Here is a 25,308-nt window from a genome sequence, read left to right on the forward strand (position 1 = left end):
GGACCGTACGCGGGCAAACGGCGTCTGTCAACCGAACGCGTCCGTACTGACGGTCCCCAGTCCGGCGACCGCGCGGTCGCCGCCTCCCGGCGTCCCGGTCAGTCCTCGGCCTCGTCTTCCTCGACGACCTCGGGGTCCTCCATCGCGCTCTGGAGGCTCGCGAGCCCGTTCAGCCAGTCGGTGACCGGCCCGAACTCGAGGTCGTCGCCGACGTTCGGCGTCAGCTCGCCGCCGTCGATGATGCGCGTCCCCGCCTGCGCGAGGTAGCCGAGCGCCGCCTCCATCTCGTCCTGGCTCTCCGCGTCCACCGCCGCCTGTACGTACTCCTCGACGCTCGCGTCCTCAGCCGGCCCGCTGTGGACGTACTCCTCGGCGGCGTAGAACACGACGACGAGACTCGTCTGCACGCTGTTGACGAAGAATAGCTTCTCCTCGTCGTCGAACCCCGGGTCCGCGAGCACGATCTCGTGGATCTCGCCGACCTTCTCCAGCGCTTCCTCCTCTTCGATCTCGCCGTCGTCGTACGCGGCGACGACCTTCGCCACGGCGATGGCGGCGTCGTCCTGCATGAGGTCGAGGACGCGCATCGAGTCCTCGTCCTCGGGGTCGAGCTCTTCGTCTTCGATGCGGTCGATCCAGTTCTGCCAGCGTTCGGCCGAGTAGAACTCGGTCGGGGGAGTGCTCATGTGAGAGACTACGCCGGGCGACTGAAAGACCTTTCTCTCGGCGGCGTCCGTGCTGGCGGCCCGCACGCCACGACCGACGCGGACCGTAGCCGCGGCCAATCCACCAGGCAAACACGACGACGCGGAACCAGCGACCTATGGGTCGCCGGATGCCGGATCAGTCGGTGTGGTCGAGTGCAGTGGCGCGGAACCGGCGACCTGGGGGTCGCCGGATGCCGGATCAGTCGGTGCGGTCCAGCGTCGCTTCGGTGTCGACGTCGTAGACGAGCTTCGGGGTGTCGACGTGCGCGCGCCGCATCGCTGCGTCGTGGCCTTCGTCGAGGAGCCAGCGGACGCGTCGCGGCACGGTCTTCGGTCCCATGACGGCGCCGGGTTTGTCGGGGTCGTCGACGAAGTCGGTCTCCATGAGGAACGGCGCGTCGCGTTCGACGGCGACGCGGAGGCGGTCCTTCTCGCTCATCACGCTCGGGACCGGGCCGGCGAGCTCGCCGAGAGCGTAGTGCTTGACGACGCGCGTGCGGTCCAGCCCCTCGGCTTCGGCCCAGTCGGCGACCTCGGTGAGGTCGTCGCTCCCCTCGGTGTGGAGTTGGACGGCGCAGTCGAGGTCGGCGCCGTGCGCGAACGCGGACCGCATCACGGCGTTCGAGGCGTCCCAGACGGCGTCGGTGACGTCGTAGTGCGGGCGGCCGGACTTCAAGCCGAGTGCGCGCCCGTCGGCGACGAACTCCGCGGCGACGTCGATGCCCGCGGTCATTAGGTCGCGCGCACCCGCTGGGTCGTAGCCGTCGTCGACGAGCTGCGAGACGAGCCCCGGGTGGACGCCGAGGATCGGCCACGCGCGTCCGTCGAGGACGTCGGTCGCGTCGGCGACCGCGTCGACGGTCACCTCGAACACCCGCTCGAAGTCGTCCTCGTCCGCGGGCAGGTCGTCGAGGACGTGCCAGGACGGCTTGTTCACGACCATGAGGTGCGTGCCGCCGAGTCGGTGGAAGTCCTCGACGGCGTCGATGCCACGACCGTTCGCCGGGTCGAGATGCATGTGGTTGTCGAGGACCGGAATGTCGAGAGACTCCATGTAGTTCACCAGACGTGTGCGGAGCGGTTCAATAATATTGACGATTCGCACGTGATAGGCGCGCTGTCTGGTCATCTCCCGACGACAGCTGTCTATCAGATTGTGTTACCATACTATTATTTTTAGTCGTTCTGAACAAAATTTAAATACGGGGCGTCCTACGTGGCTGGTGGGCATGGCAGACCGTAGCAACCCGCAGACGAATCGGCGTACCTTCCTGAAAGCAACCGGCGTCGCAGCGAGCACCGCAGCGTTCGCGGGCGTCACCCAAGCGACCCCCGGGCGCGAACCGGGCCCGAAGACGGGCGAATGGGTCGTCCTGACGAGCGCCACGACCAGCATGGCGACGGCCGAAGCCGAAGTACAGGCCACCATCCCGGACCAGGCCGACGTCACGCACCGGAACGAGACACTCGGCTACATGGCCGTCGAGTCCCCGACGCCGGGAACGGCGTCGATGGACTCCCCGGTCGTCGAGGACCTCGAACGACTCCCCTTCGTCGAAACCGTCGAGCGGAACGTCACGTACCACGCGATGGCGACGCCGAACGACGAACTCTACGACCAGCAGTACGCACCCCAGCAGGTCCGTGCACCGACCGCGTACGACACGACCGACGGGAGCGAGGACGTCACGATAGCGATCGTCGACCAGGGCGTCAAGTACGACCACCCCGACCTCCAGAGCCGCTTCGGCGCGGACAAGGGCCAGGACTTCGTCGACTCCGACGACGACCCGATGCCCGAGTCGACGAGCGAGGAGTATCACGGCACGCACGTCGCCGGCATCGCGTCCGCGACCTCCGACAACTCGACGGGCGTTGCGGGAATCTCGGACTCGCGACTCATCTCCGGGCGTGCACTCGGCACGGGCGGCGGCGGGTCGCTCACCGACATCGCCGACGCCGTCCAGTGGGCCGCGGACCAGGGCGCGGACGTCATCAACATGAGCCTCGGCGGCGGCGGCTACACGGACACGATGAAGAACGCCGTCTCCTACGCAGTGAACAACGGCGCGCTCCCCATCTGTGCCGCGGGGAACAACGGCGACCCGTCGGTCAGTTACCCCGCGGCGTACGAGGAGTGCATGGCCGTCTCCGCGGTCGACTCGAACGAGGACCTGGCGTCGTTCAGCCAGTACGGCGACAAGTGCGACGTCGCCGCCCCCGGCGTCGACGTCCTGTCGACGTGGACCGAGTACAAGAGCCAGTTCGGCGGGAAGTACAACAAGATCAGCGGGACGTCGATGGCGTGTCCCGCCGCGTCCGGCGTCGCGGCGCTCGGTCTCGCCGCCGCGGGCGGCAGCGGCGCGCTCTCCCCCACGGAACTCCGTGCACGCCTGAAGAACACCGCGGTCGACGTCGGCCTGAGCGAGCAGAAGCAGGGCGCGGGCCGGGTCGACGCGGCGAACATCGTCGACGCTGCCGGTGACGGTGGCGGCGGGAACACGGCACCGACGGTGTCGATCAACGCCTCGTCGACGACCGTCGACGTCGGGACCGCCGTCGAGTTCGACGGGTCCGGGTCCAGCGACTCGGACGGCTCCATCGAGTCGTACGCGTGGGATTTCGGCGACGGCGCGACCGCGACCGGCGCCAGTGCGACGCACACGTACGACAGCGCGGGCGACTACACGGTCACGCTCACCGTCACCGACGACGACGGCGCGTCCGCCTCGAACGCCATCGCCGTCACCGCCGAGTCCGGCGGCGGCGGTGGCGGGTCCTGTGGTGACGTCACCGAGACGCCGAGCGTCGACGGCTCGCTCTCGGGGTACTGGGACGACGCGAACTACACGTACAGCGCCGCGACCAGCGACCCGTGCCAGGTATCGTTCGTCCTCGACGGTCCCTCGGGCGCTGACTTCGACGTCTACGTCACGTACGACGGCCGGACGCCGTCGACGTACGACTACGACGCGCGCGCCGCCACGTACGGCGCCGACGAGACGCTCACCGTCGAGGACGTGAGCGCCGGCCAGGAGTTCGGTATCCTCGTCGACGCCTACGACGGCAGCGGGAGCTACACGCTCTCCGTCGAGGAACTCGGCGCCTGAACACCTACAGACGCGTCGGTCTCCCCAGCCACGGTCGACGCATCCCTCTCGTCGACCGTTCGTTCGTCCCGCGTTCCACCGCTCTCGCGGGACTCGTCGCTGACTCGACGACCCGTCCTGGACTCGACGACCCGTCGCCACGAGCGAGCTCGTCGGGTTCGACGTCGTTCCCACGCTCCAGTCCGCTGTTCCGTTCTCCGGTCAGCACATCGCTCTGGTCAGCACATCGTCCTGCTTCGCGCACGCTCGCACGCGACATCTTTAGTATTAAGAGCTGGTGAATGATACCGAGCGTTGGTGATGGGGTGGTGGGTGGTTGGCGCTCCAGTGGCGGTGGACGTCGCACAGACCTGGTGACATGTTGTCCGGTTCTGGGTGCCGATGCGGTCGGTCGTCGTCTGACGTCGAGGTCGGGCGTCCCCCTCGCGATCTTGCGCGCGCGCCAGGTTCACACGGCCGTCCGCGCTGGAGCTTGCAGACATCTCCACGATTTCGTGTCTGCAGGCTATCATGCTGCTCGACGCGTTCGTGATAGCTGTGTGTCAGTATCACGCGCACTGATTCCCGTCTATGCTCCGCTAATCCGGTGCAGGCACCGTGAATCAGCACTTCGTTTCTCGTAGTTTCAAAGCACGCAATCAAATAATTCGTCTACAGCAAGCGCTGATAATAGTTTCAAATCGCTATTGATTTAGCTCCAAATGAGGAAAATATAAATACATGGCTGCCAAGTGCTGTTCTGTGTCATGACAGGCGATGACAACCACTATTGGGCGCGACGAACCTTCCTGAAGACCACGGCCGCGGCGGGCGCCGCAGCGACGGTCACCACGACCGTCTCCGCAGACGGCGTGGAGAAGGTGCGACTGAACTTCGGTATGGCGAACACGGCGTCGATGTCGACGGCCGAAGCGGAAGTCCAGGCGGAGACCCCGGGTAACTCCGAGGTCTACCGACGCTCGAACGAGCTCGGGTTCATCTCCATGGACATCCCGAAACAGGCCGCCGAGAACGTCAAGGAAGCCTTCGAGAAGAAGGACAAGTTCCGCTACGTCGAGTTCGACCAGCAGCTTCACGCGCTGGAGACGCCGAACGACAGTCTCTACAATGAACAGTACGCCCCCCAGCAGGTCCGTGCGCCGAGCGCGTACGACACCACGCAGGGCAGCAGCGACGTGACCATCTCGGTCGTCGACCAGGGCGTCTACTACGACCACCCCGACCTCCAGGACCGCTTCGGGTCCGTGAAGGGCAAGGACTTCGTCGACTCGGACAGCGACCCGGCGCCGGACTCGATGGCAGACGAGTACCACGGCACGCACGTCGCCGGCATCGCGGCCGCGACGACGGACAACGCCACGGGGATCGCGGGCATCTCCGACTCCACGCTCCTCTCGGGTCGGGCACTCTCCGAGGAGGGCAGCGGGTCCACCGCCGACATCGCGGAGGCAGTGCGCTGGTCGGCCGACCAGGGCGCGGACATCATCAACATGAGCCTCGGCGGCGGCGGCTACACGGACACGATGAAGAACGCCGTCAGCTACGCCGTCTCCAACGGCGCACTCCCCATCTGCGCGGCGGGGAACGACGGCTCGGGCTCCGTCTCGTACCCGGCGGGCTACAGCGAGTGCGTCGCCGTCTCGGCAGTCGACTCCAACGAGGACCTGGCGTCGTTCAGCCAGTACGGCGACAAGTGCGACGTCGCCGCCCCCGGCGTCGACATCCTCTCGACGTGGACGGAGAACGTCTCCCAGTTCGGTGGGAAGTACAACAAGATCAGCGGGACGTCGATGGCGTGTCCCGCCGCATCCGGCGTCGCGGCGCTCGGCCTCGCGGCCGACTCCTCGCTCGGTCCGAACGAACTGCGCTCGCGGCTGAAGCAGACCGCGGTCGACATCGGTCTGAGCGAGCAGAAGCAGGGGTCGGGTCGCGTCGACGCGAAGAACATCGTCGACGCCGCCGGTGACGGTGGCGGCGGCGGTGGCGACGGGAACACGGCGCCGACGGTCTCGATCAACGCCTCGTCGACGACGGTCGAGGCGGGGACCGCGATCGAGTTCGACGGCTCCGGGTCCAGTGACCCGGACGGCTCCATCGCGAGCTACGACTGGGACTTCGACAACGGCGCGACCGCGACCGGCGTGACGGCGACGTTCACGTACGAGAACGCGGGCACGTACGACGTCCAGCTCACGGTCACCGACGACGACGGGGCGTCCTCGACGAGCGCCATCGACGTGACCGTCGAGGAACCCAGTGGCGGCGGTGGCTCCTGTGGCGACACGTCGTCGTCCGCGAGCGCCGACGGCTACCTCTACGGCTACTACGACGATTCCTCGTTCACGTACGCCGCCAGTCTCGACGACCCGTGCCAGGTCACGTTCGACCTCGCGGGGCCGTCCGGGGCTGACTTCGACCTGTACGTGACCTTCGACGGGCGGACGCCGTCGACGTACGACTACGACGCGCGCTCGATCACGTACGGCGCGGACGAGCAGATCGTCGTCGACGACGTCGACGCGAACCAGGAGTTCGGTATCCTCGTGGACTCCTACAGCGGCAGTGGCTCGTTCAGCATCTCGGTGGACGAGCTCGGGAAGTAATCGACCGCGGACCGAGCGGATCGGTCCGACACGGCGGTGGCGTCGGCGCGGGGCACCGACGCCGTTCTCTCCGTTCTCACAGCACGCGTAGCGACGCCGTTCTCTTCGTCCTCACAGCACGCGCAGCGACGGGGTTCGGGTCGTACAGTCCGCGATAGCTCTCGCTCTCTCTCCTCGGTGGCTCGGTGATGTGGGGTCGCTCGACGGGAGCGGTCAGTCGTTGACGAGTCGCGCTTCGTCGGCGGCGTTGGACAACGCGTCGGACCGGCCGTGTTCGCCGGGAGCCATGGCGACGGTGTGGACGCCGTATCGGCCCGCGGTCTCGAGGACGGGCTTGAAGTCGGTGTCGCGGGAGACGACGATGAGCGTGTCGAGGGTGCCGTCGACGACCGCTTCGGTGGCGTCGATGGCGAGCTTGACGTCGACGTCGCCGCTCGTGACGACGACCTCGAATCCGCGGGCTTCTGCGGCCTGGATGAGGCCGGGGGTGGCGTGTTCGTCGAGGTAGATCCGCGAGTACGCGAGGTCGCCGCGTTCTCGACCGACGGTGCGGACGTCGTCGAGGTCGACGTCGAACTCGTCGCGGAACGTGTTCGGGCCGTCGACGAACACGCCGACGCGCGCGCGGTCGTCGCCGGGTGACAGGAATCGGTCGAGGAGGCCGGGCATCGTCGACGCTTGGGGGGTCGACGGCAAAGGCGTAGCGATGTGGCGGCCGCGGGCGAGCGCTGGTTCCGCGTGTGCGGTGGCCGCGAACTGTCGACGGAAGACTACGACGCGCGCTCGATCACGTGCGGTCCCGACGAGCAGATCGTCGTCGACGACGTCGACGCCGGCCAGGAGTTCGGTATCCTCGTCGACTCCTCCCGCGGTCGCGGTTCGTTCACCATCTCGGTCGACGAGCTCGGGAAGTAACCTGCGACGCGCTGTCGTCCGCTCCCATCCCCGTCTGTTGCGGTTCGAACCGACGTGTGCGTCGTTCCGTTCTTCCCGTGGTTCGGGTCGTTCGACGACGCCAGCTCGTCTGTTAACGTGTGGTGCGCGCGATGTCGTGTGCGCTCGACGCGGCCAGTTTTCTGGATTTATCTTCTAAAATCACTACTTGCTCTGGTCAATCAGATTTACATAATGTTCGACCCCACCAAAATCCTTATATAACCATTAGAAATTGCCATTGGTAATTTTACATTCTTTCATCGATGTCCACAATCCTTTAATACAACCTTGCAGACCCTGGGCGTGCAGCATGGCAGACGATGGCATTCAACACCACGGGCGTAGAACCTTCCTGAAAGCAACCGGTGCAGCGGGCGCGGCGGCCGCCTTCTCGGGCGCGGCGGCAGCCACACCCGGACGCGACCCCGGACCGAAGGAGGACGAGGTCCTCGTCGGCGTCTCCGCGGGCCACGACCTCCGAAAGAGCGTCGAACAGCACGTCCCCGGCAAGGCCGAGGTCGTCCACCAGAACGACGACCTCCGGTACGTCGCGGTGAAATTCAAGGGCAGCGACACCGCACGCGAGAACTTCAAGGACGCGATCACGAAGAAGGCGGGCATCAAGTACGCCGAGGACAACGCGACGTTCCACGCGCTCGCGACACCGAACGACCCCCAGTTCGGCGACCAGTACGCCCCCCAGCAGGTCCAGTCCGACCAGGCGTGGGACGCGACCTTCGGTGACTCGGGCGTGACCATCGCGGTCATCGACACGGGCGTCCAGTACGACCACCCCGACCTCTCCGGGAACTTCGGTTCGGACAAGGGCGAGGACTTCGTCGACAACGACAGCGACCCGTACCCGGACGTCCCGAGCGACGAGTACCACGGCACGCACGTCTCCGGCTGTGCGAGCGCCGTCATCGACAACGGCACGGGCGTCGCCGGCCAGAGCAACTCCACGCTCATCAGCGGCCGCGCGCTCGACGAGTCCGGCGGCGGGAGCCTCTCGGACATCGCCGACGCCGTCAAGTGGGCCTCGGACCAGGGCGCCGAGGTCATCAACATGAGCCTCGGCGGCGGCGGCTACACGGACACGATGCAGAACGCCGTCAGCTACGCGACGAACAACGGCTCGCTCATCTTCGCCGCCGCGGGGAACGACGGCACGCAGGGCGTCTCCTACCCGGCCGCGTACAGCGAGTGCGTCGCCGTGTCCGCGGTCGACGACAGCGAGCAGCTCGCGAGCTTCAGCCAGTACGGCGACAGCGTCGAACTCGCCGCTCCCGGCGTCGACGTCCTGTCGACGACCACCGAGACCCGCGGCGGCTACGAGCAGCTCTCGGGCACCTCGATGGCGACCCCGGTCACCTCGGGTGTCGCGGGCCTCACGCTCGCGAAGTGGGACCTCACGAACAGCGAACTCCGCAACCACCTCAAGAACACCGCCGCGGACATCGGGCTCTCCAGCCAGGAGCAAGGCAGCGGGCAGGTGGACGCGTACGCCGCAGTCACCACCGACCCCTCGAACGACGGCGGCGACGGCGGCGACGGCGGCGACGGTGGTGGCGGAAGCGATTCGACGTCCAGTTCCAGCTCCGGTACCCTCGACGGGTACTGGGACTACGAGGACTACAGCTACGGCTGGAACTACGCCTCGCCGAGCCAGGTCGTCGTCGAACTCGATGGCCCGAGCGACGCCGACTTCGACCTCTACGTCAACACCGGCACGACGGCCGCGGCGTCGCCGTCGGACTACGACTACGCGTCGCGGTCCACGGACAGCCAGGAGTCCATCACCATCGACGCACCGGACGACGCCACGGACCTGCAGGTGGACGTCGACTCCTACAGTGGCAGCGGGAGCTACACGCTGACCATCACCGAGTACCAGTAACGACGCCGACAGCGCCGACTCGGTCGGCCCGCGGACCGAGCCGACCCCGACTCGGCCGCCCCGCGAGTCCGCGTGCGCTCGCGGAAGACCGCACTCGCCTGTCGACACACCCGACCGCGGCCGACCGCGTTCGGCGACGGTCGCACACGCACGCCGACCGCGTTCGGTGGCGGTCGCACACGCACGCAACCGACGCGCTCCGCGACGGGCGCGTGACCGGGTCATCCCTTCCTTCCTCACGCGACGACGCTACCGCGACGGCGTCCCGACCGCGAACCCGAGCGTTTTACCGGGACCGACGAGCTACCCTCGAATCGTGGGACTCTACGACCGTTACCTCGCGCTCCGCGTCCGCACCGTGGACGCCGCCGTCCCCGAGCACGTCGCGCTCGTCATCACCGAACGCGACCTCCTCGAACAGGGCGCGTACGACACGCTCAGCGACTTCTTCGCGTGGGCGTTCGAGTACGGTGCGACGGACGTCACGGTGTACGTGAGCGTCCTCGACCGCGCGGCCGCACCGACGCTCGCCCGCGAACTCGAGGACCTGGACGCCCCCCGCGAGGTCGCGGTCCGACAGCCCGACGACGTCGAACGCGCGGACGCCCCCATCACGGTCGGTATCGGCCTCGGCGGCCGTAGCGAGTTCACCGCCGCCATCCGCGACCTCGCCACGGCCGTCGACGACGGCGACATCGACCCCGAGGACGTCGACGAGGCCGCCATCGAGGACCGGCTCGTGTTCCCGAACGACCCGGACCTCGTCATCAAGACCGGCGCGGAACGCCTCAGCGACTTCATGATCTGGCAGAGCGTCTACAGCGAACTCTACTTCACGGACGTGAACTGGCGGGACTTCCGCGAACGCGACTACCTGCGAGCCATCCGCGAGTACCAGGACCGGAACCGTCGATTCGGCGAATGACCGCGCCTGAACCCGTGGATTCACCGAGCGAGTGGCGTATCTGGTGCCCGCTCGATAAGAACGTGCGCTTAACGTCCCCCTCCCCGTAGTGGGAAGTATGCAGATCGGAATCATCGGTGCGGGGAAGGTCGGTCGAACCGTCGCAGGGCACTTCGCGGCCGCCGGACACGAGGTCGCGATCAGTAACTCGCGTGGCCCGGAATCGCTCGAGGACGTCGCAGCCGACCTCGGTTCGAACGTTCACGCGGCGACCGTCGAGGACGCTGCGTCGTTCGGTCGCGTCGTCCTCGAAGCCATCCCCTTCGGCGAGTACGAGACGCTCCCAGTGGACGAACTCGCCGGGAAGACCGTCATCAGCGCGTCGAACTACTACCCCGACCGCGACGGCGAGATCGACTTCGACGGCCGAACGCACACCGAACTGATCGCCGACCACCTCGACGAATCGCGCGTGATGAAGGCGTTCAACACGATGCACCACGACACGCTCCGCGAGGAATCACGACCGGACGAGGACCTCTCCGACCGACTCGTCGTGTTCCTCGCCGGCGACGACGCGCTCGCGAAGGCGACCGTCGCGGACCTCATCGAGGACGCCGGGTTCGCGCCCGTCGACATGGGACGGCTCACGAACGGCCGCCTCATGGAGCCAGGCGCTCGCATCTACGACGAACCGATGACGCTCACGGAAGCGGAAGCACTCCTCGAACACCTCACGTTCTGAACCGACCGACGCGACCGACCTACCGACGACCCGACGCCGGACCTAACTCGACGCCAGAGACAACCCGACGCCGAGTCGACGCGAACGACGGCCGTAGACCGCCACCACGAACGTCGACGGCCGCCGCGGGCGTCGACGGCCGGCCACCCGTCTCGACGTCAACTGTCGGCGTCTTCGAGCGAAGAACGAGCTTCTCGGAACGAGCCGCCGCTCAGAGTTCGTTGAGCTTGCGCTTGAGCTGACCCTCGTACTCCTCGTCCGCACGGTACTCCTTCATCTCGAGGACGTTCCGTTCGAGCTTGTCGAGCGCGACGCGGAACGCGTTCTCCGCGCCGTAGCCCTCGCCGGAGCCGGCGACGCCGCCGTTGTCCGTCCGGATGCGGATCTGCGAGTAGATGAGGGGCGTCCCGCGGAGCTTCTCCTTGTGCTCCTGGAAGCGGACGTGGACGTGCAGGACGTCCATGTCCTGGTACTTGTCGACGACCTGCGTGATCGCGTCGCGGATGTCGTCCCGGGTGAGCGTGTCGAGCAGCGCGATGTTCGACACCTGCACGTCCAGGTGGTCCTCTTCGGTGAACGTGAGCGCGCGGAGGACGTCCGTCTTCGTGATGACGCCCTTCACGACGGTGTCGTCGTCGTCGGGCGTGACGACGAGACCGCCGAGGTCCTCCTCGAGCATCGTGCCGACGGCGCTCTCGACGCTCTCGCCCGTCGTCGTCGTGTGGACGGGACTCGTCATGATGTCGTAGACGGGGATGTCGAGCATGCGACTGGAGTCGCCGGCGCGACTCCCCGTCGTCATCTTCTCGTTGCTCCGGACGACGACGTCGGTGAGGTCGTGCGTCGTCACGATGCCCGAGAGCTGGCCGTCGTCGTTCTCGACGGGGAGGCGACTGATGCCGTTCTCGCGCAGGCGGTTGATCGCCTGCCCGAGCGTCCCGGACTCCTCGATGGTGACGGCGTCGTCGGTGTAGATGTCGGCGACGGTGAGCGCGTCGAGGTTGTGCAGGACGGCTTCGAGGATGGCGTCGACGGTGACGATGCCCCAGAGGGTCTCGCCCTCGAAGACGGGTGCGACCTTCACGCCGCCTTCGACGAGGACGCGCGCGGTCTCGCGGACGTCCTCGTGTCGTCGGACCTTCGGCGCCGGCGCGTTCCGCGATGGCTTGACGAGCGCGGCGACCTTCGCGTCGTCCTCGACGTGACTCTGCAGGAGTTCACGTTCGCTGAGTACGCCTTCGTAGGAGCCGTCGCGGGTCACGATGATGCCCTTGAGGTTGTCCTTGGTGAAGCGAGAACGGACCTTCCCCAGGCGCGTGCCGACGTCGACTTCGACGTAATCCTCGGTCGCGATATCAGAAATATTCATTCCACCCTGGATTTCGCTGGCATCACTATTTAACATACCGCCAAGGACGACTGGACGGGAACGACCGGAACGCCGCGAACCGACCGTCGTCCCGGCCCCCGCAGACCCGTCCGGGAGCGTGTCCGTGGACGGCCGTCGCTGTCACGTAAATCGACGCGTTTTAGCTGGTTCTCGCCCGTGCTGGTGGCATGAACCGACTCCGTCAGTCCGTGCACGACGCGCCCGTCGTCGAACGCGACGGTTACCGGTACCTCGTCCATCCGGTCAGCAACGGCATCCCGACGCTCGACCCGAAACTGATGCGCGAGGTCGTCAACGGCCTGCTCCGGCTCGTCGACTTCGAGGACGCGGACGTCATCGTCACGCCCGTGACGATGGGCGTGCACGTCGCGACCGCGCTCTCGCTGACCACGGACGTCCCGCTCGTCGTCATCCGGAACCGCGAGTACGGGTTCGACGACGAGGTTCCCTTCGAGCATCCCGACGGCGAGTACTACCTGAACGACGTGACCGCGGGCGACGACGTCGTCGTGGTCGACGACCTCGTGAACACCGGCCAGAGCATCGCAGCGGTCGTGGAGGCGATCGACGACGTCGGCGCGAACCTGCTCGACGTCGCGTGCGTCCTCCGGCGCGTCGAGTCCCGCGACGACCTCGCTGCCGTCGACGTGAAGCGACTGCTGGACGTCACGGTCACCGCGGACGGCGTCGAGATCGTCGACGACGCGTAAGCGGGGCCGCCGCACGGGCGAGCGTCGTCGGATGCCACTGTCCCCGCCGACTGCCGCTACCTCCTCTCTCCTTCCCCGCGTACCGCGGCGTAGGGATCCTCGCCGATCGACCGCAGCATCGACTCCCCACGCCTCCGGGCCCACACCTCCATCAGCGCGAGCCACGCGACGGCGAACGCGACGCCCATCCCGACGCCCCACGTCGCGGGGACCCGAGCGAGGAGCGTCATCCCGCCGCCGTAGCCGCCCGCGAGGAACGCGAACAGGACGAGGTCGCGAACGACCGGTCGGTCGACGAGCGCGCGCTCGAACCACGTCAGTTCCGGCGCGTCCGTGTCGTCCGCCGCATCGTCACTCTCCCCCGTCGTGTCGTCGCGTCCAGCCCCTGCGTCGTCGTCGCTCGCCACCCCCGGCGGCTCGCGGTCCGCGGTCGACGTCGTTCGTTCGTCTGCGGTTCGATCGGTTCCGTCGTGACGTCGGTCGGTTCCGTCGGCGTCGTCCGTCCTCACGCGTGTCCCTCGACGGGGCTGCACCGAAATACCGGGGTGGCGTTTGCAGTCCCAGAAACCGCGTGGTCGACGTGCGAGCGCCCGCTGCAAGCGTCGCCGCGACCGAAAACCACCCTGACTGTCGCTCCCGGCCCGTATCGCTCGCGAGCGACGGTCCCACACCCGTACCGGACCGAATTTCTAAGTAGCCACCCCATCAAAATCGGTGTGGGAACGTCCCATGGTAACACTCGACACTTTCGTCGGGGCGGTGGTCGGCCCCGCACAGCTCGTTCCGGAAGGGTCGCGCGCGGTCGTCTTCAGGCGCATCTACGAGGTGTTCCTCGTCCTCGGGACGGCCGTCGGCGTGATCGTCATCGCGTACATGCTCTGGAAGGCCTGGAAGTACCGCGCCAGCGCCGACCACGGCGACGACGCCGACCGCCCCCAACTCGGCGAACTTCCAAGCGGCGGCGGTGGCGGCCGGAAACTGTTCCTCTCGTTCTCGCTGTCGGCTATCGTCGTCGTCTCCCTCATCTCCTGGACGTACCTCACGCTCCTCTACGTCGAGAACCCCGAGCCCGTCCAGGACGAGGAGGAACCGCTGACCGTCCGCGTCGTCGGGCACTCGTTCTTCTGGGAGTTCGTGTACCCGAACGGCGAGTCCGTCAACGACCAGCTCGTCGTGCCCGAGGACCGCCACGTCCGGTTGGTGGTGACGTCCGAGGACGTCTTCCACAACTTCGGGATCCCCGAGTTACGCGCGAAGTCGGACGCCATCCCCGGCCAGGAGACGAACACGTGGTTGCTCGCCGAGGAGACCGGGACGTACCAGGCGAACTGCTACGAGCTCTGCGGGCCCGGGCACTCGCACATGACCGCGACCGTCCAGGTCGTCTCGCAGTCCGAGTTCCAATCGTGGTACCAGGGCATGGGGAACGAGAGCGCGAACGACACCGCAGCGGCGATGGACGAGAACGTGACCGCGAACGACACCGCGAGCGCACTCGCGACTCCGACGCCCACCGGACCGTCACCGGCCCTGACCACGCCGGCAGCGTCGTCGGCCACGACCGCAGCGTCGACGCAGGCACTCCCCGCCCCACCGACACCGACGGCCGCACCAGCGCGACACGCACCCACCGCCACCCGACACCACCCAGAGGTGATCTGACATGACCGACGACCCGACCGACGGACCCACCGCACCAACGGACGACGGGGCGGCATCGAGCGGTGAGACCGACCACGACGCGGAGCGCGCTCGCGCGGACGGCGGCGCGCTCGAAGTCGCCGACGGGCACGCCCAGGACGAGCACGCGATGCCGCCGACGAGCTCGCTGAAGCGCTGGTTCGTCACGACCAACCACAAGGACGTCGGGCTCCTGTACATCGCGACGAGCCTCTCGTTCCTCATGCTCGGCGGCGTGCTCGCGCTCCTCATGCGCGCCCAGCTCTGGGTGCCTCGCGCGCCCGGCACCGGCCCGCTGTCCGCGATGGCGTACAACCAGGCCGTCAGCGTGCACGGGCTCGTGATGGTGTTCTGGTTCCTGTCGCCGTTCGCGTTCGGGTTCGCGAACTACGTCGTCCCCCTCCAGATGGGTGCGAAGGACCTCGCGTTCCCGCGACTGAACGCGCTCAGCTACTGGCTGTACCTCTCCTCCGGCGTCCTCCTGTTCGTCTCCTTCTTCCAGGGCGGGACGTTCGCCGGCGGCTGGACGATGTACGCGCCACTGAACCTGCCCGCGTTCACGCCGAGCGTCGGCGGGAGCGCCGCCGTCCTCGCACTCATGCTGTTCGTCGCGAGCGTCACGGTGTCCTCCGTGAACTTCCTCACCACGATGCATCGGATGCGCGCCGAAGGCCTCACGCTCCGACGACTCCCGCTGTTCTCGTGGACGATCCTGCTGACCGTCTGGATGATGCTGTTCGCGTTCGCCGCACTGCTCGCCGCACTCCTCCTGCTCTCCGCCGACCGTCTGCTCGGCACCACGTACTTCGCGGTCAACGGCGCCAACGGCGCGCTGCTGTGGACGCACCTCTTCTGGTTCTTCGGGCACCCCGAGGTCTACATCGTCTTCTTCCCCGCGCTCGGCGTCATGGCGGAGGTCTTCCAGACGTTCACGGGCCGCCGTATCGTCGGCCGGAAGTGGTTCATCGCCGCGATGGTCCTCGTCGCACTCCAGAGCTTCATCGTCTGGATGCACCACATGTTCCTCACGAGCATCAACCTCGAGATCAAGACGCTGTTCATGGCGACCACCATCGGGATATCACTGCCCTTCGACCTGATGGTGTTCTCGCTCATCTACACGATGGTGAAGGGGAAGATACGGTTCAAGACGCCGTTCCTCTTCAGTTTCGGCGGCCTGCTGTTGTTCATCCTCGGCGGCATCACCGGCGTCTTCCTCGGCGCGGTCGTCCTCGACTACGAGTTCCGCGGGACGTACTGGGTGGTCGCGCACTTCCACTACGTCATGGTCGGCGGCGTCACCGCCCTCATCGGCGGCCTCTACTACTGGTACCCGAAGATGGTCGGGCGGATGTACGACGAGTTCCTCGGGAAGGTCCACTTCGCGCTGTACTTCGTCGGATTCAACCTGCTGTACTTCCCGATGTTCGTCGCGTGGGAGACGCCGCGGCGCGTCTTCGACTACGACCCCGGGATGACCGCCTGGCACCAGATGGCGACCGTCGGCGCCGTCGTCCTCGGCGCGTCGTTCCTCGTGATGATCTACAACCTCGTCACGAGCGCGTACCGCGGCGAGGTCGCCGACGAGGACCCCTGGAACTACGTGACGACCGCCGAATGGGCGGTATCCTCGCCGCCGCCACTCGAGAACTTCCCCGGGCTGCCGTCGTACGCGAGGGGGACGCTCGAGTTCCTCGGCGGCTCATCGAGCGCGCTGAAGACCGTCGACGACGACGCGCCCGCGGCCGCCGACCGCGGCACTGGGGCCGCGACCGACGGCGGCGCGCCCGCGACGCTCGACGGCTCGGAGGCGCTCGCCGCGAGCGCACACACCGCCGAGGAGGTGCAGGCCGGCGAGGACCACCACGCGAGTCACGCGAGCGTCTGGCCGTTCCTCGTCGGCGTCGGCGCGCTGCTCCTGCTCCTCGGGCTCTCCGGGTTCACGAACGCGACGTGGTCCGAGGGCGCGATGGGGACGGCCCACCAGGCGTCGACGGGCGTCGGCGCCGTCGTGACCTTCGGCGCGCTCGTCGGGATGGCCCGCGAGCAGTTCGTCGGCCCGAGCGGTCCCTACGGCGAGAGCTGGCCGTTCGAGAAGGTCTCGAACATGAAGACGGGGATGTGGATCTTCCTCGTGAGCGACGTCGTGCTCTTCGGCGCGTTCATCGGCGCGTACGTGTTCCTCCGGTTCTCCTCCGGGTGGATCGCGTGGGAGCCCATCCCGGACAACGTCGTCCCGGGGCTCATCAACACGTACCTGCTGTTGACGAGTAGCTTCACGGTCATCCTCGCGCTGGAAGCCGCGGAACGCGAGTCCCGCGGTGGCGTGGTCGCGAGCCTCGTCGCGACCGTCGTCCTCGGTCTCGGGTTCCTCGGGAACAAGGCCATCGAGTGGGAGCACCTGTTCACGGACAAGGGCATCTGGATCGACTCGGGCATCCGCGAGTCCACGTTCTTCGTGACGACGGGCCTGCACGCGGCGCACGTCGTCGTCGGGCTCCTCATCACGCTGTACCTGATACTGCGGGCGTGGAACGGCGCGTACCTCGACGACGCCGCGCCCGTGGAGCACTTCGGGCTGTACTGGCACTTCGTGGACATCGTGTGGCTGTTCCTGTTCCCGCTGTTCTACATCCTCTAAGCCAATGACCAGACTCAAGCTATACACGGCGATATACGTGGTACTGTTCGTCTCGGCGACCGTGCAGGTGCTCGTCGAGCAGGCGGGCATCGCGTACGAGACGGCGCTGGCGGTCATCCTCGCGCTGTCGTTCGTGAAGGCGGTCATCGTCGCCGGGTACTACCAGCACCTGCGCTGGGAGCCGCGGTCGTTGACGTACCTCATGGGTATCGGGCTGCTGGCGGTGCTCGCGTTGACCGTCGCGGCGACGTACTCCATCACGCCATGACCGCACCGAACCCGTTCGTCGTCGGTGCGGTGGCGGTCGTGGTGCTCGCGCAGGTGCCGCTGGTCGCGTACCTGTCCCGGCACGTCGCGGTCGACGGCGGCGCGGAGCGCCCGGACGCGTCGAAGGGGTACGTCACGTACGGGACCGTCGACGCGCGCCCGGCGTCGAACGCGGGCAGCGCTGGCGACGACGCGGACGCGGATGGCGGCGACGCGGTCGCGTGCCCGTCGTGCGGGTCCGTCGTGGACGCGTCCTACGACGTCTGCGGCGCGTGCGCGACCCGGATTCCGCCGGAGGGTCCGGGGGGAGGTGAGCGACGATGACGTCGCGACGCGAACGACTCGGGTGGGCGGCGCTGTTCTCGCTCGCGCCGGCCGCCGGCATCGCGTTCGCGACCGCGAAGGTTGGGCCGCGGACGCTCGCGGACCCCATCGTCGTCGCGGCGTTCGCGGTGACGGCCGTCGTGATGTTCGGGTTCATGTTCCTCGCCGCGAGCGTCGGGTCGACGGACGTCCCCCAGGAGCGCTTCGAGTAGCGCGTACTCGCCACGACCGGTCTGGGACGGCAACCACCGCGCGAGCCGTGGTGCATGTGAACGCTCCCCATAGACTTAGGCGGTGGGCGTGCGAACGACCCCCTGTCATGGGATTCGAAGGCTTCGCGTACCTCGGCGCGGTCCTCGGCGTCGCACTCGGGATGGTCGCGCTCCTCGCAGCCGAGTACTTCCACGGCGTCGACCTCCTCCTCCCCGTCGGCGGCGGCCTCGCACTCGTCTCCGTCGGCGCGATGACGTTCCTCATCAGCCGCAACGACCCGCCCGCACACGGCGACCACTGACCGCGCCCACGGCGTCGTGACCGACGAGCCCGCCACTGACCACGGTCGCGCGGCGGCGTGACCGACGGGCCCTACAGGAACCCGCTCCCGAGTGCGACCATGTACACGAGCACCAGCACCGTGTAGAGCGCCGCGAGCGCCGCGACCACGCGCAGGTGGAAGTAGAACAGCTCGTCCTCCTCCGCGGCGAGCGCGTCCGCGTACGCCTCGTGCTCGCTCGTCGAACACGCGTCCTCGTGGACCTCGCCGACGTGGAGGTCGTACGCCGCCTGCGTCCCGAACGCCCGGTCGCAGTACGGGCACGCCCCCGCGACCGACTCGTCGTCGCGCACCAGCGTCTCCAGGCCCGCACGGTCGATACCGCGACCAGCCACGACACCGGCCCGTTCCTCGTCGCCGCCGCTCGCGCCGTCGTTCCAGTCGTCGGCGTCGCTCGCTGGCGCCTTGGCGTCGCTCGCTGCGCGCTCTGACTCGGTCGTGACCGGTTCGTTCTCGTTCATAGGTAGACTGGATCGACGAACGGTTGGCCGATGACCCACGCGCTCGTCATCGTGTACGCGACCATCACGACGACGAACGGGTACTGGCTGCGGATGGGGCGAAGCAAACCCGGGAACAGCTCGAGTGCGAGTGCGTGGGCGACCCAGACCGCGAGCAGGTGCCCGACGACGACGAACCCGAGCTCGACCGTCCCGAACCAGCCCGGTAGCACCGCGACCTGCGGGACGCCCCCGCCGCCGAGCGGGTGGCGGAGGACGGCTTCGAGCGCGGGCGACAGCGAGAGGAAGTACCCGAGGAAGTGCGCGACGTGATAGCCGGCGGCGATGGGGACGAGCGCGGGCGCGAACCACGACTCGATGGCCGCCGGCGACAGCCGACTGTCGACGATGGCGCGCGACCGCTCGGCGGCGACCCGGTACAGCACCCGGAACGCCGCGAACCCCGCGACGAGCGCGACGAGGTAGACCCCGAGCGCCGGAACGCCCGCCTCGACGACGACGGTCGCGAGGTCGTTCCACGCCGGCGTCGTCACGAGCCCGTCGAACGTCGTCGCCCACAGGAGCGCGACCACGAACGTGGTCATCCCCGACTCCCGACCGAGAAGCGCGGTCGTCCCCGACTCCCGACCGAGAAGCGCGGTCGTCCCCGATTCCGCTCCCAGGACCGCGGTTTCCGTCGACTCTCCGCGGAGCCGTTCGCGTGCGCCGGCGACGAGCCCGCTCCCGGGGAGGCGGAGACGGACGCCGTTCGCGTCGCGCTGGAGGGGCGCGAGCCGGCCGTAGACGGCGAACACGCGCGAGACGGGGTCGACGCGCTCGAACCACGCGTCGGGGCCGTACCGGTACGCGCCGGCGAGCGTGAGCACCGAGTACGCGGCGACGACGACCCCGAGGAGTCGCGGGTCCGCGGCGAGCGGGCTGACGACCTCGACGTACACGAGCGCGAGCAAGCCGACGACAGCGGGCCAAGCGCCGTAGTCCGCCGGCAGTGCTCGACCACCCGCGCCGGGGAGTGCGTCGACGACGGTCCGCCAGGGGTTCAGGACGGGCCAGGCGTTCCCGGCGAGGTACGTCGTCATCGCGAACCCCGCCCACCACCCGATCCAGACGACGACGATCGCGAAGTTCGCGGTCGGGTCCGTCGACCCGACCGTCGCCGCGCGAAGCACGAGCGCGAGGCCGAGGACGCCGACCACGCGGGTCGCGAGGACGAGCGCGCGCCGGAGCGTCGCGGTCGTCGGGACGAGCGCCGACCACGCGTTCACCGCGCGGACGCCCTCGTGGTCGGTGAGCAGGCTCGTCCCGAGGAACGACCCGCCGACGAGCACGCCCCCGGTCGCGACCGTCAACCAAGACGGGACCGTCCCGACGTTCACGGCGTCGGAGAGCGCGCCGACGTGCAGCGGCGCGAGCACGCCCGTCGAGGTGGCGAGCGACGCGACCGTCGGATCCAGCGCGCTCGCGAGCGCCACGGCGACCGTCGCGAGGAGGAGGCGACGCATCGCGGCGTCACCTCGCCCCCGGTCGCCACGCGAGGAGGGCGACCGCCGCGACGAACGCGACCGTCGACAGGTCCATCGAGTACGCGTACAGTGCGTTCGCGACCGCCTCCCCGCCGAGTGCGGCGGCGAGCAGCGACGCGAACACCGGCCACGAGCAACTCGCACAGGACAGGAGGCCGATGGCGCCGCTCGCGGCCGAGGCGGCGGTGTCGACGACCGCAGCGTACGTGAGGTACGCGAGCGCGACGTACCCGACGATCTTGTACGGGACGAGCGTCAGCGTCGCCGACGGTGCGTCGAGGACGACCGTCGGTCCCCAGCCCGGCGGGAGCGCGGTGAACACCGCGAGGTCGACGCCCGTACCGTGCGCGTGGGCGTGCCCGCCGCCGAGGAGGGTGACGTCGACGAGGCCGCCGGCGAACGCGAGCGTCGCGAGGTACGCGCCCGCGACCGCCAGCGCCGCCCGGCGCGCGACCGCGCTCTCCGTCCGCGGCACGTCGACCGCGAACACCGCCCACAGGCCGAGGTTTATCCACACGAACGGGTAGAGGAGGTACCGGACGCTCGTCGCGCTCGCGCCCGTCAGGCCGAGGTAGCCAGCGAGCAACGCGAGCTCGGCGAGCACGACCACGGCGAGTGCGAGCACCGCGGGACGGGTCGCTCGTCGCCGGACCGCCGCTATCGAGCGCGAGACCTCGGTGTCCGTCATCCCGGGTCAGCCGACGAGGAGCTTCACGGCGATGACGAGCACCGCGACCATCGACATGAACCACGCACTCAACCCGACGGCGTGCGCGTTCCCGAGGCCGTGCGAGCGCCCGAGGTAGTACACGCCCCACGCGAGGTACGCGAGCACGAGGATGCCGACCGCGGCGACGAACAGCGTCGGGTCCGGTCCGACGACGGCCGCCGCCGCGACGAACCCGATTATCACGAGTGCTGCGAGCGTCATCTTCGGGTCCACGCGCACCCCGCGCTGCGAGCTCGCACCGACCGCGACACCGCGAGCCTTCACGCCGAGCGTGTGACTGTACGCCCGAACCGCCTGCGCTCGCGTCACGAGCACGAACACCGCCGCGAGCAACGCAACCATCACGAGCGTGCTCGCGACGAACGCACCATTAGCCATGATACCACATACCACATCGAGGCTCGAGCCCAAATGTGTTTCCCTCACCCATCACGCCGAACCACCAACGCACTCGCTCGACACCCCTCGACGCCGGCGAGTAGACACGGTAGGCAGTAGATACCAAAGCTCCCGTCTATCGTCACCGGACGTGCATGGACCAATCCACCGTCGTCGTCCCCACCGGGTCGCCGGCGAGCACGGTCGCCTTCCACCGGTCGCTCGGGAGACGCGGCGTCCGCACGATCGGCGTCGCCAGCGACGACACCACGCCCGCCTTCCGCTCGCGGTACTGCGACGAACGCGTCCTCGCCCCCGACCCGATGACGGACACGACCGCCTACAGGAACGCCCTCCTCGAGCTCGCAGCCCGACCCGACGTCCAGACCATCGTTCCACTGACCGAACCCGACATCTACGTCCTCGCGAAGTACCGCGACGAGTTCGCCGAACACGTCGCGACACCGTGCCCGTCGTTCGACACGCTCCGCACCATCCACGACCGCGACCGCCTGTTCGACGCAGCCGACGCCGCCGGCGTCGCCACCCCCGACACGCGACCGCTCGACGACGTCGACGCGTGGACCGAGGACTGCGTCGTCAAATCCCGGTTCGCGCTCCTCGCCGACGCCTACACGACCCAGGACCTCCCCAGTGAACTCGTCGACCAGACCGGTGCGGTGTTCATCCCCGCGAACGACCGCCCCGACGTCGACGAACTCCACGCAGCCTTCGGCCACACCCCGCACGTCCAGCGGTTCGTCGACGGCACCGAGTACTCCCTCGGCGTCCTCTACGATGACGGCGAACCCGTCGTCGAAACCCAGAAACGCATCATCCGTGGCGTCAAGTACTATCACGGCCCGAGCGTCTACCACGAAACCGTCCACATCCCCGAACTCGAAGCGCTCGGGCGCGCGATCCTCACGGAACTCGACTACGACGGCCCCGCGGACATCGACGTCATCCAGGACCCCGACACGGGCGAGTACAAGCTCCTCGAGATCAACCCGCGATTCTGGGCGACCGTCCAACTCGAGATCCACGCCGGTTTCGACTTCCCGTACCACTACCGGCAGCTCGCGGCCGGCGAACCCGTCGGGCCCGTCCCCGAACCGACGCCCGGCATCCGGTCGCACGTCCTCTCCGGCGAACTCTCCTACCTCCTGAGCGTCGCCGCCGACGACCACCCCGTCTGCGACCATCCGTCACTCCCCACCGCAACCTGGAACGTCGCCACCTCCATCCTCCGCGACCGCCGATTCGACGTCCTCGACGCCCACGACCCACGGCCGTTCCTCACCACCGTCGCCAACGACATCCGCGCACAGATCAACGGCCCACAACCCGCCAAGCCAGCAACGCCACCCGACGACGCCGAGGAACCGCAGCCAGAACCAACACCACGCACCCACTGACCACTCCCGGACGCAGGATTCGCAGACGCAAGCGACTCGCTACGCTCGCCGGTTTGTTCGCGCGAGAAGTGGGTGGGGCGGATTTGAACCGGAGGAAGACGTGCTCGCTCACGTTCGTTCGCTGCGCGCGACTTCCAGAGTTCAAATCCGCACAGAACCATTCTCGCAGCACAGACTCTTCGCTACGCTCGTCGTTTTGTGCTGCGAGAAGTGGGTTGGGGCGGATTTGAACCGCCGGCCTCCTCCATGTCAAGGAGGTGTCATAACCAACTAGACCACCAACCCAGGTGGCGTCGGTCTTTCCTGCACTCGTTCGTTGCCCGGGACGTTAAAAAAGGGTTTCGAATCGGTCGCCGTGTGGTGAATCGTCGCTACCGGGCCACGTGCACCGGGACCTCGACCGATTCCGTCGCGCCGTCGTCGTCGGTCACCGACAGCGTCACCCGGTAGTTCCCGCGCCGCCGGAACGCGTGCTCCACGACCGCACCCGGCTTCGCGCCGCCGCGGAACGCCCACTCGTACGCCACCACGTCCCCGTCCTCGTCCCGCGACTCCCGGGCGTCGAACGTCACCGGCTCGCCGACCCCGACGATGTACCCGTCGTCGTACGTCCGCGCCGGCGACACGTCGTGCACGGGCGTCGGCGGTTCGTTGTACCGGTCGCGCTCGAGGACGTGGAGGTCGACGCTCGCGGACGCGGCGCGGCCCGCCTCGTCCGTCACCGCGAGCGTGACGGTCTCGACGCCGCCGCCGCGCTCGAACGCGTGATGCACGCGCTCCCCGTCGATGGATTCCCCACCGATCGTCCACGTGTAGGCCGCGACCGGCGCCGTCGACTCGGTCCCCGAGGCGTCGAACGTGAGTGCGTCGCCCGCGTGCACGACGAGGTCACCGTCCTCGCGTCGTGCGCCGACGACCGCCAGGTCCGGGTCGACGTGGTCGCGACCGCAGTCCCCGCCCGGCGCGGTCGCGTCGGCGGCTCCTGGATCGTCGTCGGCCGTGCGGTCGAGGACGCCGAGACCGGTCGCGCCGGCGGCCGCGGTCCCGGCGTGTTCGAGGACGCTCCGTCGAGTCAGCGTGCGTTCGAGCATGACGCCGACGCTGGCCGCCCCATCCGCCTTCAACCCTCGGCAGCGTGCGGCCGGTCCCGCTCGGGGCCAGCTCCCGCTCGCGGACGGGTCCCTTCGCCCTAATCGCGTCGTATGCTAGCACTCGACGGCGCCTCTCACCGTCGATACGCTTAAGTGAATGTACGAATTTGTACATCATAAGACGAAGCCGTTCATTAGTGATTCACTATGCAGGACTACATCGAGCGCGTGACCGACGGCACCGACCTCACACAGGACCAGGCCCGCGACGCCGCCACCGCGGTGTTCGAGGACGCCACCGACGCACAGATCGGCGCGCTGCTCTCGGGGCTCCGCGCGAAGGGCGAGACCGAGGCCGAGATCGCCGGGTTCGCCGAAGGGATGCGCGACGCCGCCCGAACCATCCAGCCCGACCGCGCCCCGCTCGTCGACACGTGCGGGACCGGCGGCGACGACTACGACACCATCAACGTCTCCACGACGAGCGCGATGGTCGCCGCCGGCGCCGGCGTCCCCGTCGCCAAACACGGCAACTACTCCGTCTCCTCCTCCTCCGGCAGCGCCGACGTCCTCGAGGAGGCCGGCGTCGACGTCGACGCCGAACCCCCGGCGGTCGAATCCCAGATAGAGGCCGACGGCGTCGGCTTCATGCTCGCGACCGTCTTCCACCCCGCGATGAAGGCCGTCATCGGCCCGCGGAAGGAACTCGGGATGCGCACCATCTTCAACGTCCTCGGCCCGCTGACCAATCCCGCAGGTGCGAACGCGCAGGTCGTCGGCGTCTACGACCCCGACCTCGTCCCCGTCCTCGCGAGAGCGCTCGCGCGGATGGACGTCGAGCGCGCGCTCGTCGTCCACGGCAGCGGCATGGACGAGATAGCCATCCACGACGAGACCGTCGTCGCCGAGGTTCAGGGCGAGGAGATCGAGGAGTACACGCTCACGCCCGAGGACCTCGGCCTCGAACGCGCCCCCGTCGAGGCGGTCGCGGGCGGCACGCCCACCGAGAACGCCGCGGACATGACGGGCATCCTTGAAGGGGACGTGACGGGCGCGAAGCGCGACATCATCCTCGCGAACGCGGGCGCCGCCATCTACGTCGCCGGCGAGGCCGAGTCGCTCACCGACGGTGTCGCGGCGGCACGGGAGGCCATCGAGTCCGGCGCAGCGGCGTCGAAGCTCGCGGACCTCCAGGGCGAGGAATCGACGGCCGCGACGGCCGAAGCGGGCGCGGACTAGC

Annotated in this window: 25 protein-coding genes and 1 tRNA gene; 15 read left to right on the top strand and 11 right to left on the bottom strand. The window is 68.3% G+C overall.

The features are described from left to right. Positions 1-98: 98 nt before the first annotated feature. Both LI336_RS12805 and LI336_RS12810 read right to left on the bottom strand, forming a co-directional pair. The gene (locus tag LI336_RS12805; protein ID WP_227133527.1) at positions 99-686 is read right to left on the bottom strand and encodes a DUF2150 family protein; all 588 of its coding nucleotides are present in this window, start codon (positions 684-686) and stop codon (positions 99-101) included. A gap of 220 nt (positions 687-906) precedes the next feature. Further along, positions 907-1,761: a TatD family hydrolase gene (locus LI336_RS12810; protein ID WP_227133528.1), complete on the bottom strand. Its 855-nt coding sequence runs from the start codon at positions 1,759-1,761 to the stop codon at positions 907-909. Positions 1,762-1,936: 175 nt separating this feature from the next. Here LI336_RS12810 and LI336_RS12815 point away from each other — a divergent pair, with 175 nt between their 5' ends. Together LI336_RS12815 and LI336_RS12820 are read left to right on the top strand one after the other, a co-directional pair. After that, entirely contained in the window at positions 1,937-3,817 is a 1,881-nt protein-coding gene (locus tag LI336_RS12815) for a S8 family serine peptidase (protein WP_227133529.1), read from the top strand. Positions 3,818-4,563: 746 nt separating this feature from the next. Next, on the top strand, positions 4,564-6,420 hold the full coding sequence (locus LI336_RS12820) for a S8 family serine peptidase (protein WP_303646370.1): 1,857 nt from the start codon (positions 4,564-4,566) through the stop codon (positions 6,418-6,420). A gap of 213 nt (positions 6,421-6,633) precedes the next feature. Here LI336_RS12820 and LI336_RS12830 read toward each other — a convergent pair whose 3' ends face one another. Continuing rightward, a complete protein-coding gene (locus tag LI336_RS12830) occupies positions 6,634-7,089 on the bottom strand; it encodes an NYN domain-containing protein (protein WP_227133530.1) in 456 nt (151 codons plus the stop codon). A 39-nt stretch (positions 7,090-7,128) separates the two neighbouring features. Here LI336_RS12830 and LI336_RS12835 point away from each other — a divergent pair, with 39 nt between their 5' ends. The 4 genes from LI336_RS12835 to LI336_RS12850 all read left to right on the top strand — a co-directional run bounded on the left by LI336_RS12835 (position 7,129) and on the right by LI336_RS12850 (position 10,902). Beyond that, positions 7,129-7,335, top strand: coding sequence for a hypothetical protein (locus tag LI336_RS12835; RefSeq protein ID WP_227133531.1), 207 nt, complete (start codon positions 7,129-7,131; stop codon positions 7,333-7,335). Positions 7,336-7,666: 331 nt separating this feature from the next. Then, a complete protein-coding gene (locus LI336_RS12840; protein ID WP_227133532.1) occupies positions 7,667-9,253 on the top strand; it encodes a S8 family serine peptidase in 1,587 nt (528 codons plus the stop codon). 316 nt (positions 9,254-9,569) lie between these two features. Further along, positions 9,570-10,178 (top strand): undecaprenyl diphosphate synthase family protein, encoded by a 609-nt coding sequence (locus LI336_RS12845; protein WP_227133533.1) that lies wholly within the window; start codon positions 9,570-9,572, stop codon positions 10,176-10,178. A 97-nt stretch (positions 10,179-10,275) separates the two neighbouring features. Further along, the gene (locus LI336_RS12850) at positions 10,276-10,902 is read left to right on the top strand and encodes an NADPH-dependent F420 reductase (RefSeq protein WP_227133534.1); all 627 of its coding nucleotides are present in this window, start codon (positions 10,276-10,278) and stop codon (positions 10,900-10,902) included. Between the two features lie 211 nt (positions 10,903-11,113). Here the strand turns inward: LI336_RS12850 and LI336_RS12855 are convergent, their stop codons facing one another. Further along, on the bottom strand, positions 11,114-12,271 hold the full coding sequence (locus LI336_RS12855; RefSeq protein ID WP_227133535.1) for a CBS domain-containing protein: 1,158 nt from the start codon (positions 12,269-12,271) through the stop codon (positions 11,114-11,116). A 188-nt stretch (positions 12,272-12,459) separates the two neighbouring features. Between LI336_RS12855 and LI336_RS12860 the strand changes: the two genes are divergently transcribed. Beyond that, entirely contained in the window at positions 12,460-13,002 is a 543-nt protein-coding gene (locus tag LI336_RS12860; RefSeq protein WP_227133536.1) for an adenine phosphoribosyltransferase, read from the top strand. Positions 13,003-13,058: 56 nt separating this feature from the next. Here LI336_RS12860 and LI336_RS12865 read toward each other — a convergent pair whose 3' ends face one another. Further along, on the bottom strand, positions 13,059-13,511 hold the full coding sequence (locus LI336_RS12865) for an MDR/zinc-dependent alcohol dehydrogenase-like family protein (protein ID WP_227133537.1): 453 nt from the start codon (positions 13,509-13,511) through the stop codon (positions 13,059-13,061). 220 nt (positions 13,512-13,731) lie between these two features. On the opposite strand from LI336_RS12865, the gene coxB reads away from it, so the two are divergent. From coxB to LI336_RS12895, 6 genes are all read left to right on the top strand, one after another. Continuing rightward, the gene (coxB, locus tag LI336_RS12870) at positions 13,732-14,664 is read left to right on the top strand and encodes a cytochrome c oxidase subunit II (RefSeq protein ID WP_227133538.1); all 933 of its coding nucleotides are present in this window, start codon (positions 13,732-13,734) and stop codon (positions 14,662-14,664) included. Position 14,665: 1 nt separating this feature from the next. Beyond that, complete coding sequence (locus tag LI336_RS12875; RefSeq protein ID WP_368408377.1) at positions 14,666-17,323, top strand: cbb3-type cytochrome c oxidase subunit I; 2,658 nt, start codon at positions 14,666-14,668, stop codon at positions 17,321-17,323. A 4-nt stretch (positions 17,324-17,327) separates the two neighbouring features. Then, positions 17,328-17,591 (top strand): cytochrome C oxidase subunit IV family protein, encoded by a 264-nt coding sequence (locus tag LI336_RS12880; RefSeq protein ID WP_227133539.1) that lies wholly within the window; start codon positions 17,328-17,330, stop codon positions 17,589-17,591. After that, on the top strand, positions 17,588-17,914 hold the full coding sequence (locus LI336_RS12885) for a hypothetical protein (protein ID WP_227133540.1): 327 nt from the start codon (positions 17,588-17,590) through the stop codon (positions 17,912-17,914). Before LI336_RS12880 ends, LI336_RS12885 begins: the two co-directional genes overlap by 4 nt. Then, positions 17,911-18,126, top strand: coding sequence for a hypothetical protein (locus tag LI336_RS12890; RefSeq protein ID WP_227133541.1), 216 nt, complete (start codon positions 17,911-17,913; stop codon positions 18,124-18,126). Before LI336_RS12885 ends, LI336_RS12890 begins: the two co-directional genes overlap by 4 nt. Positions 18,127-18,233: 107 nt before the next feature. Further along, entirely contained in the window at positions 18,234-18,428 is a 195-nt protein-coding gene (locus tag LI336_RS12895; RefSeq protein WP_227133542.1) for a hypothetical protein, read from the top strand. A 71-nt stretch (positions 18,429-18,499) separates the two neighbouring features. Here the strand turns inward: LI336_RS12895 and LI336_RS12900 are convergent, their stop codons facing one another. The 4 genes from LI336_RS12900 to LI336_RS12915 are packed head-to-tail and all read right to left on the bottom strand — an operon-like array spanning position 18,500 to position 21,559. After that, positions 18,500-18,928 carry a DUF7410 domain-containing protein gene (locus LI336_RS12900; RefSeq protein ID WP_227133543.1) on the bottom strand — a complete coding sequence of 143 codons (429 nt, stop codon included), beginning with the start codon at positions 18,926-18,928 and terminating at the stop codon, positions 18,500-18,502. Beyond that, a complete protein-coding gene (locus LI336_RS12905; protein WP_227133544.1) occupies positions 18,925-20,430 on the bottom strand; it encodes a hypothetical protein in 1,506 nt (501 codons plus the stop codon). Before LI336_RS12905 ends, LI336_RS12900 begins: the two co-directional genes overlap by 4 nt. Before the next feature lie 7 nt (positions 20,431-20,437). Continuing rightward, positions 20,438-21,139, bottom strand: a complete 702-nt coding sequence (locus tag LI336_RS12910; protein WP_227133545.1) for a DUF7546 family protein — start codon at positions 21,137-21,139, stop codon at positions 20,438-20,440. Between the two features lie 6 nt (positions 21,140-21,145). Further along, entirely contained in the window at positions 21,146-21,559 is a 414-nt protein-coding gene (locus LI336_RS12915; RefSeq protein WP_227133546.1) for a hypothetical protein, read from the bottom strand. A 155-nt stretch (positions 21,560-21,714) separates the two neighbouring features. Between LI336_RS12915 and LI336_RS12920 the strand changes: the two genes are divergently transcribed. Continuing rightward, a complete protein-coding gene (locus LI336_RS12920) occupies positions 21,715-22,977 on the top strand; it encodes a carboxylate--amine ligase (RefSeq protein WP_227133547.1) in 1,263 nt (420 codons plus the stop codon). Between the two features lie 211 nt (positions 22,978-23,188). Here the strand turns inward: LI336_RS12920 and LI336_RS12925 are convergent. Both LI336_RS12925 and LI336_RS12930 read right to left on the bottom strand, forming a co-directional pair. Next, positions 23,189-23,262, bottom strand: a tRNA-Val gene (locus LI336_RS12925). Positions 23,263-23,348: 86 nt separating this feature from the next. Continuing rightward, positions 23,349-24,068, bottom strand: a complete 720-nt coding sequence (locus LI336_RS12930; RefSeq protein ID WP_227133548.1) for a PKD domain-containing protein — start codon at positions 24,066-24,068, stop codon at positions 23,349-23,351. A 207-nt stretch (positions 24,069-24,275) separates the two neighbouring features. Between LI336_RS12930 and trpD the strand changes: the two genes are divergently transcribed. Next, entirely contained in the window at positions 24,276-25,307 is a 1,032-nt protein-coding gene (gene trpD, locus LI336_RS12935; RefSeq protein ID WP_227133549.1) for an anthranilate phosphoribosyltransferase, read from the top strand. Position 25,308 lies beyond the last annotated feature (1 nt).

The sequence above is a fragment of the Halorubellus salinus genome, assembly GCF_020567525.1.
GTDB classification, from domain to species: Archaea; Halobacteriota; Halobacteria; order Halobacteriales; family Natrialbaceae; genus Halorubellus; species Halorubellus salinus.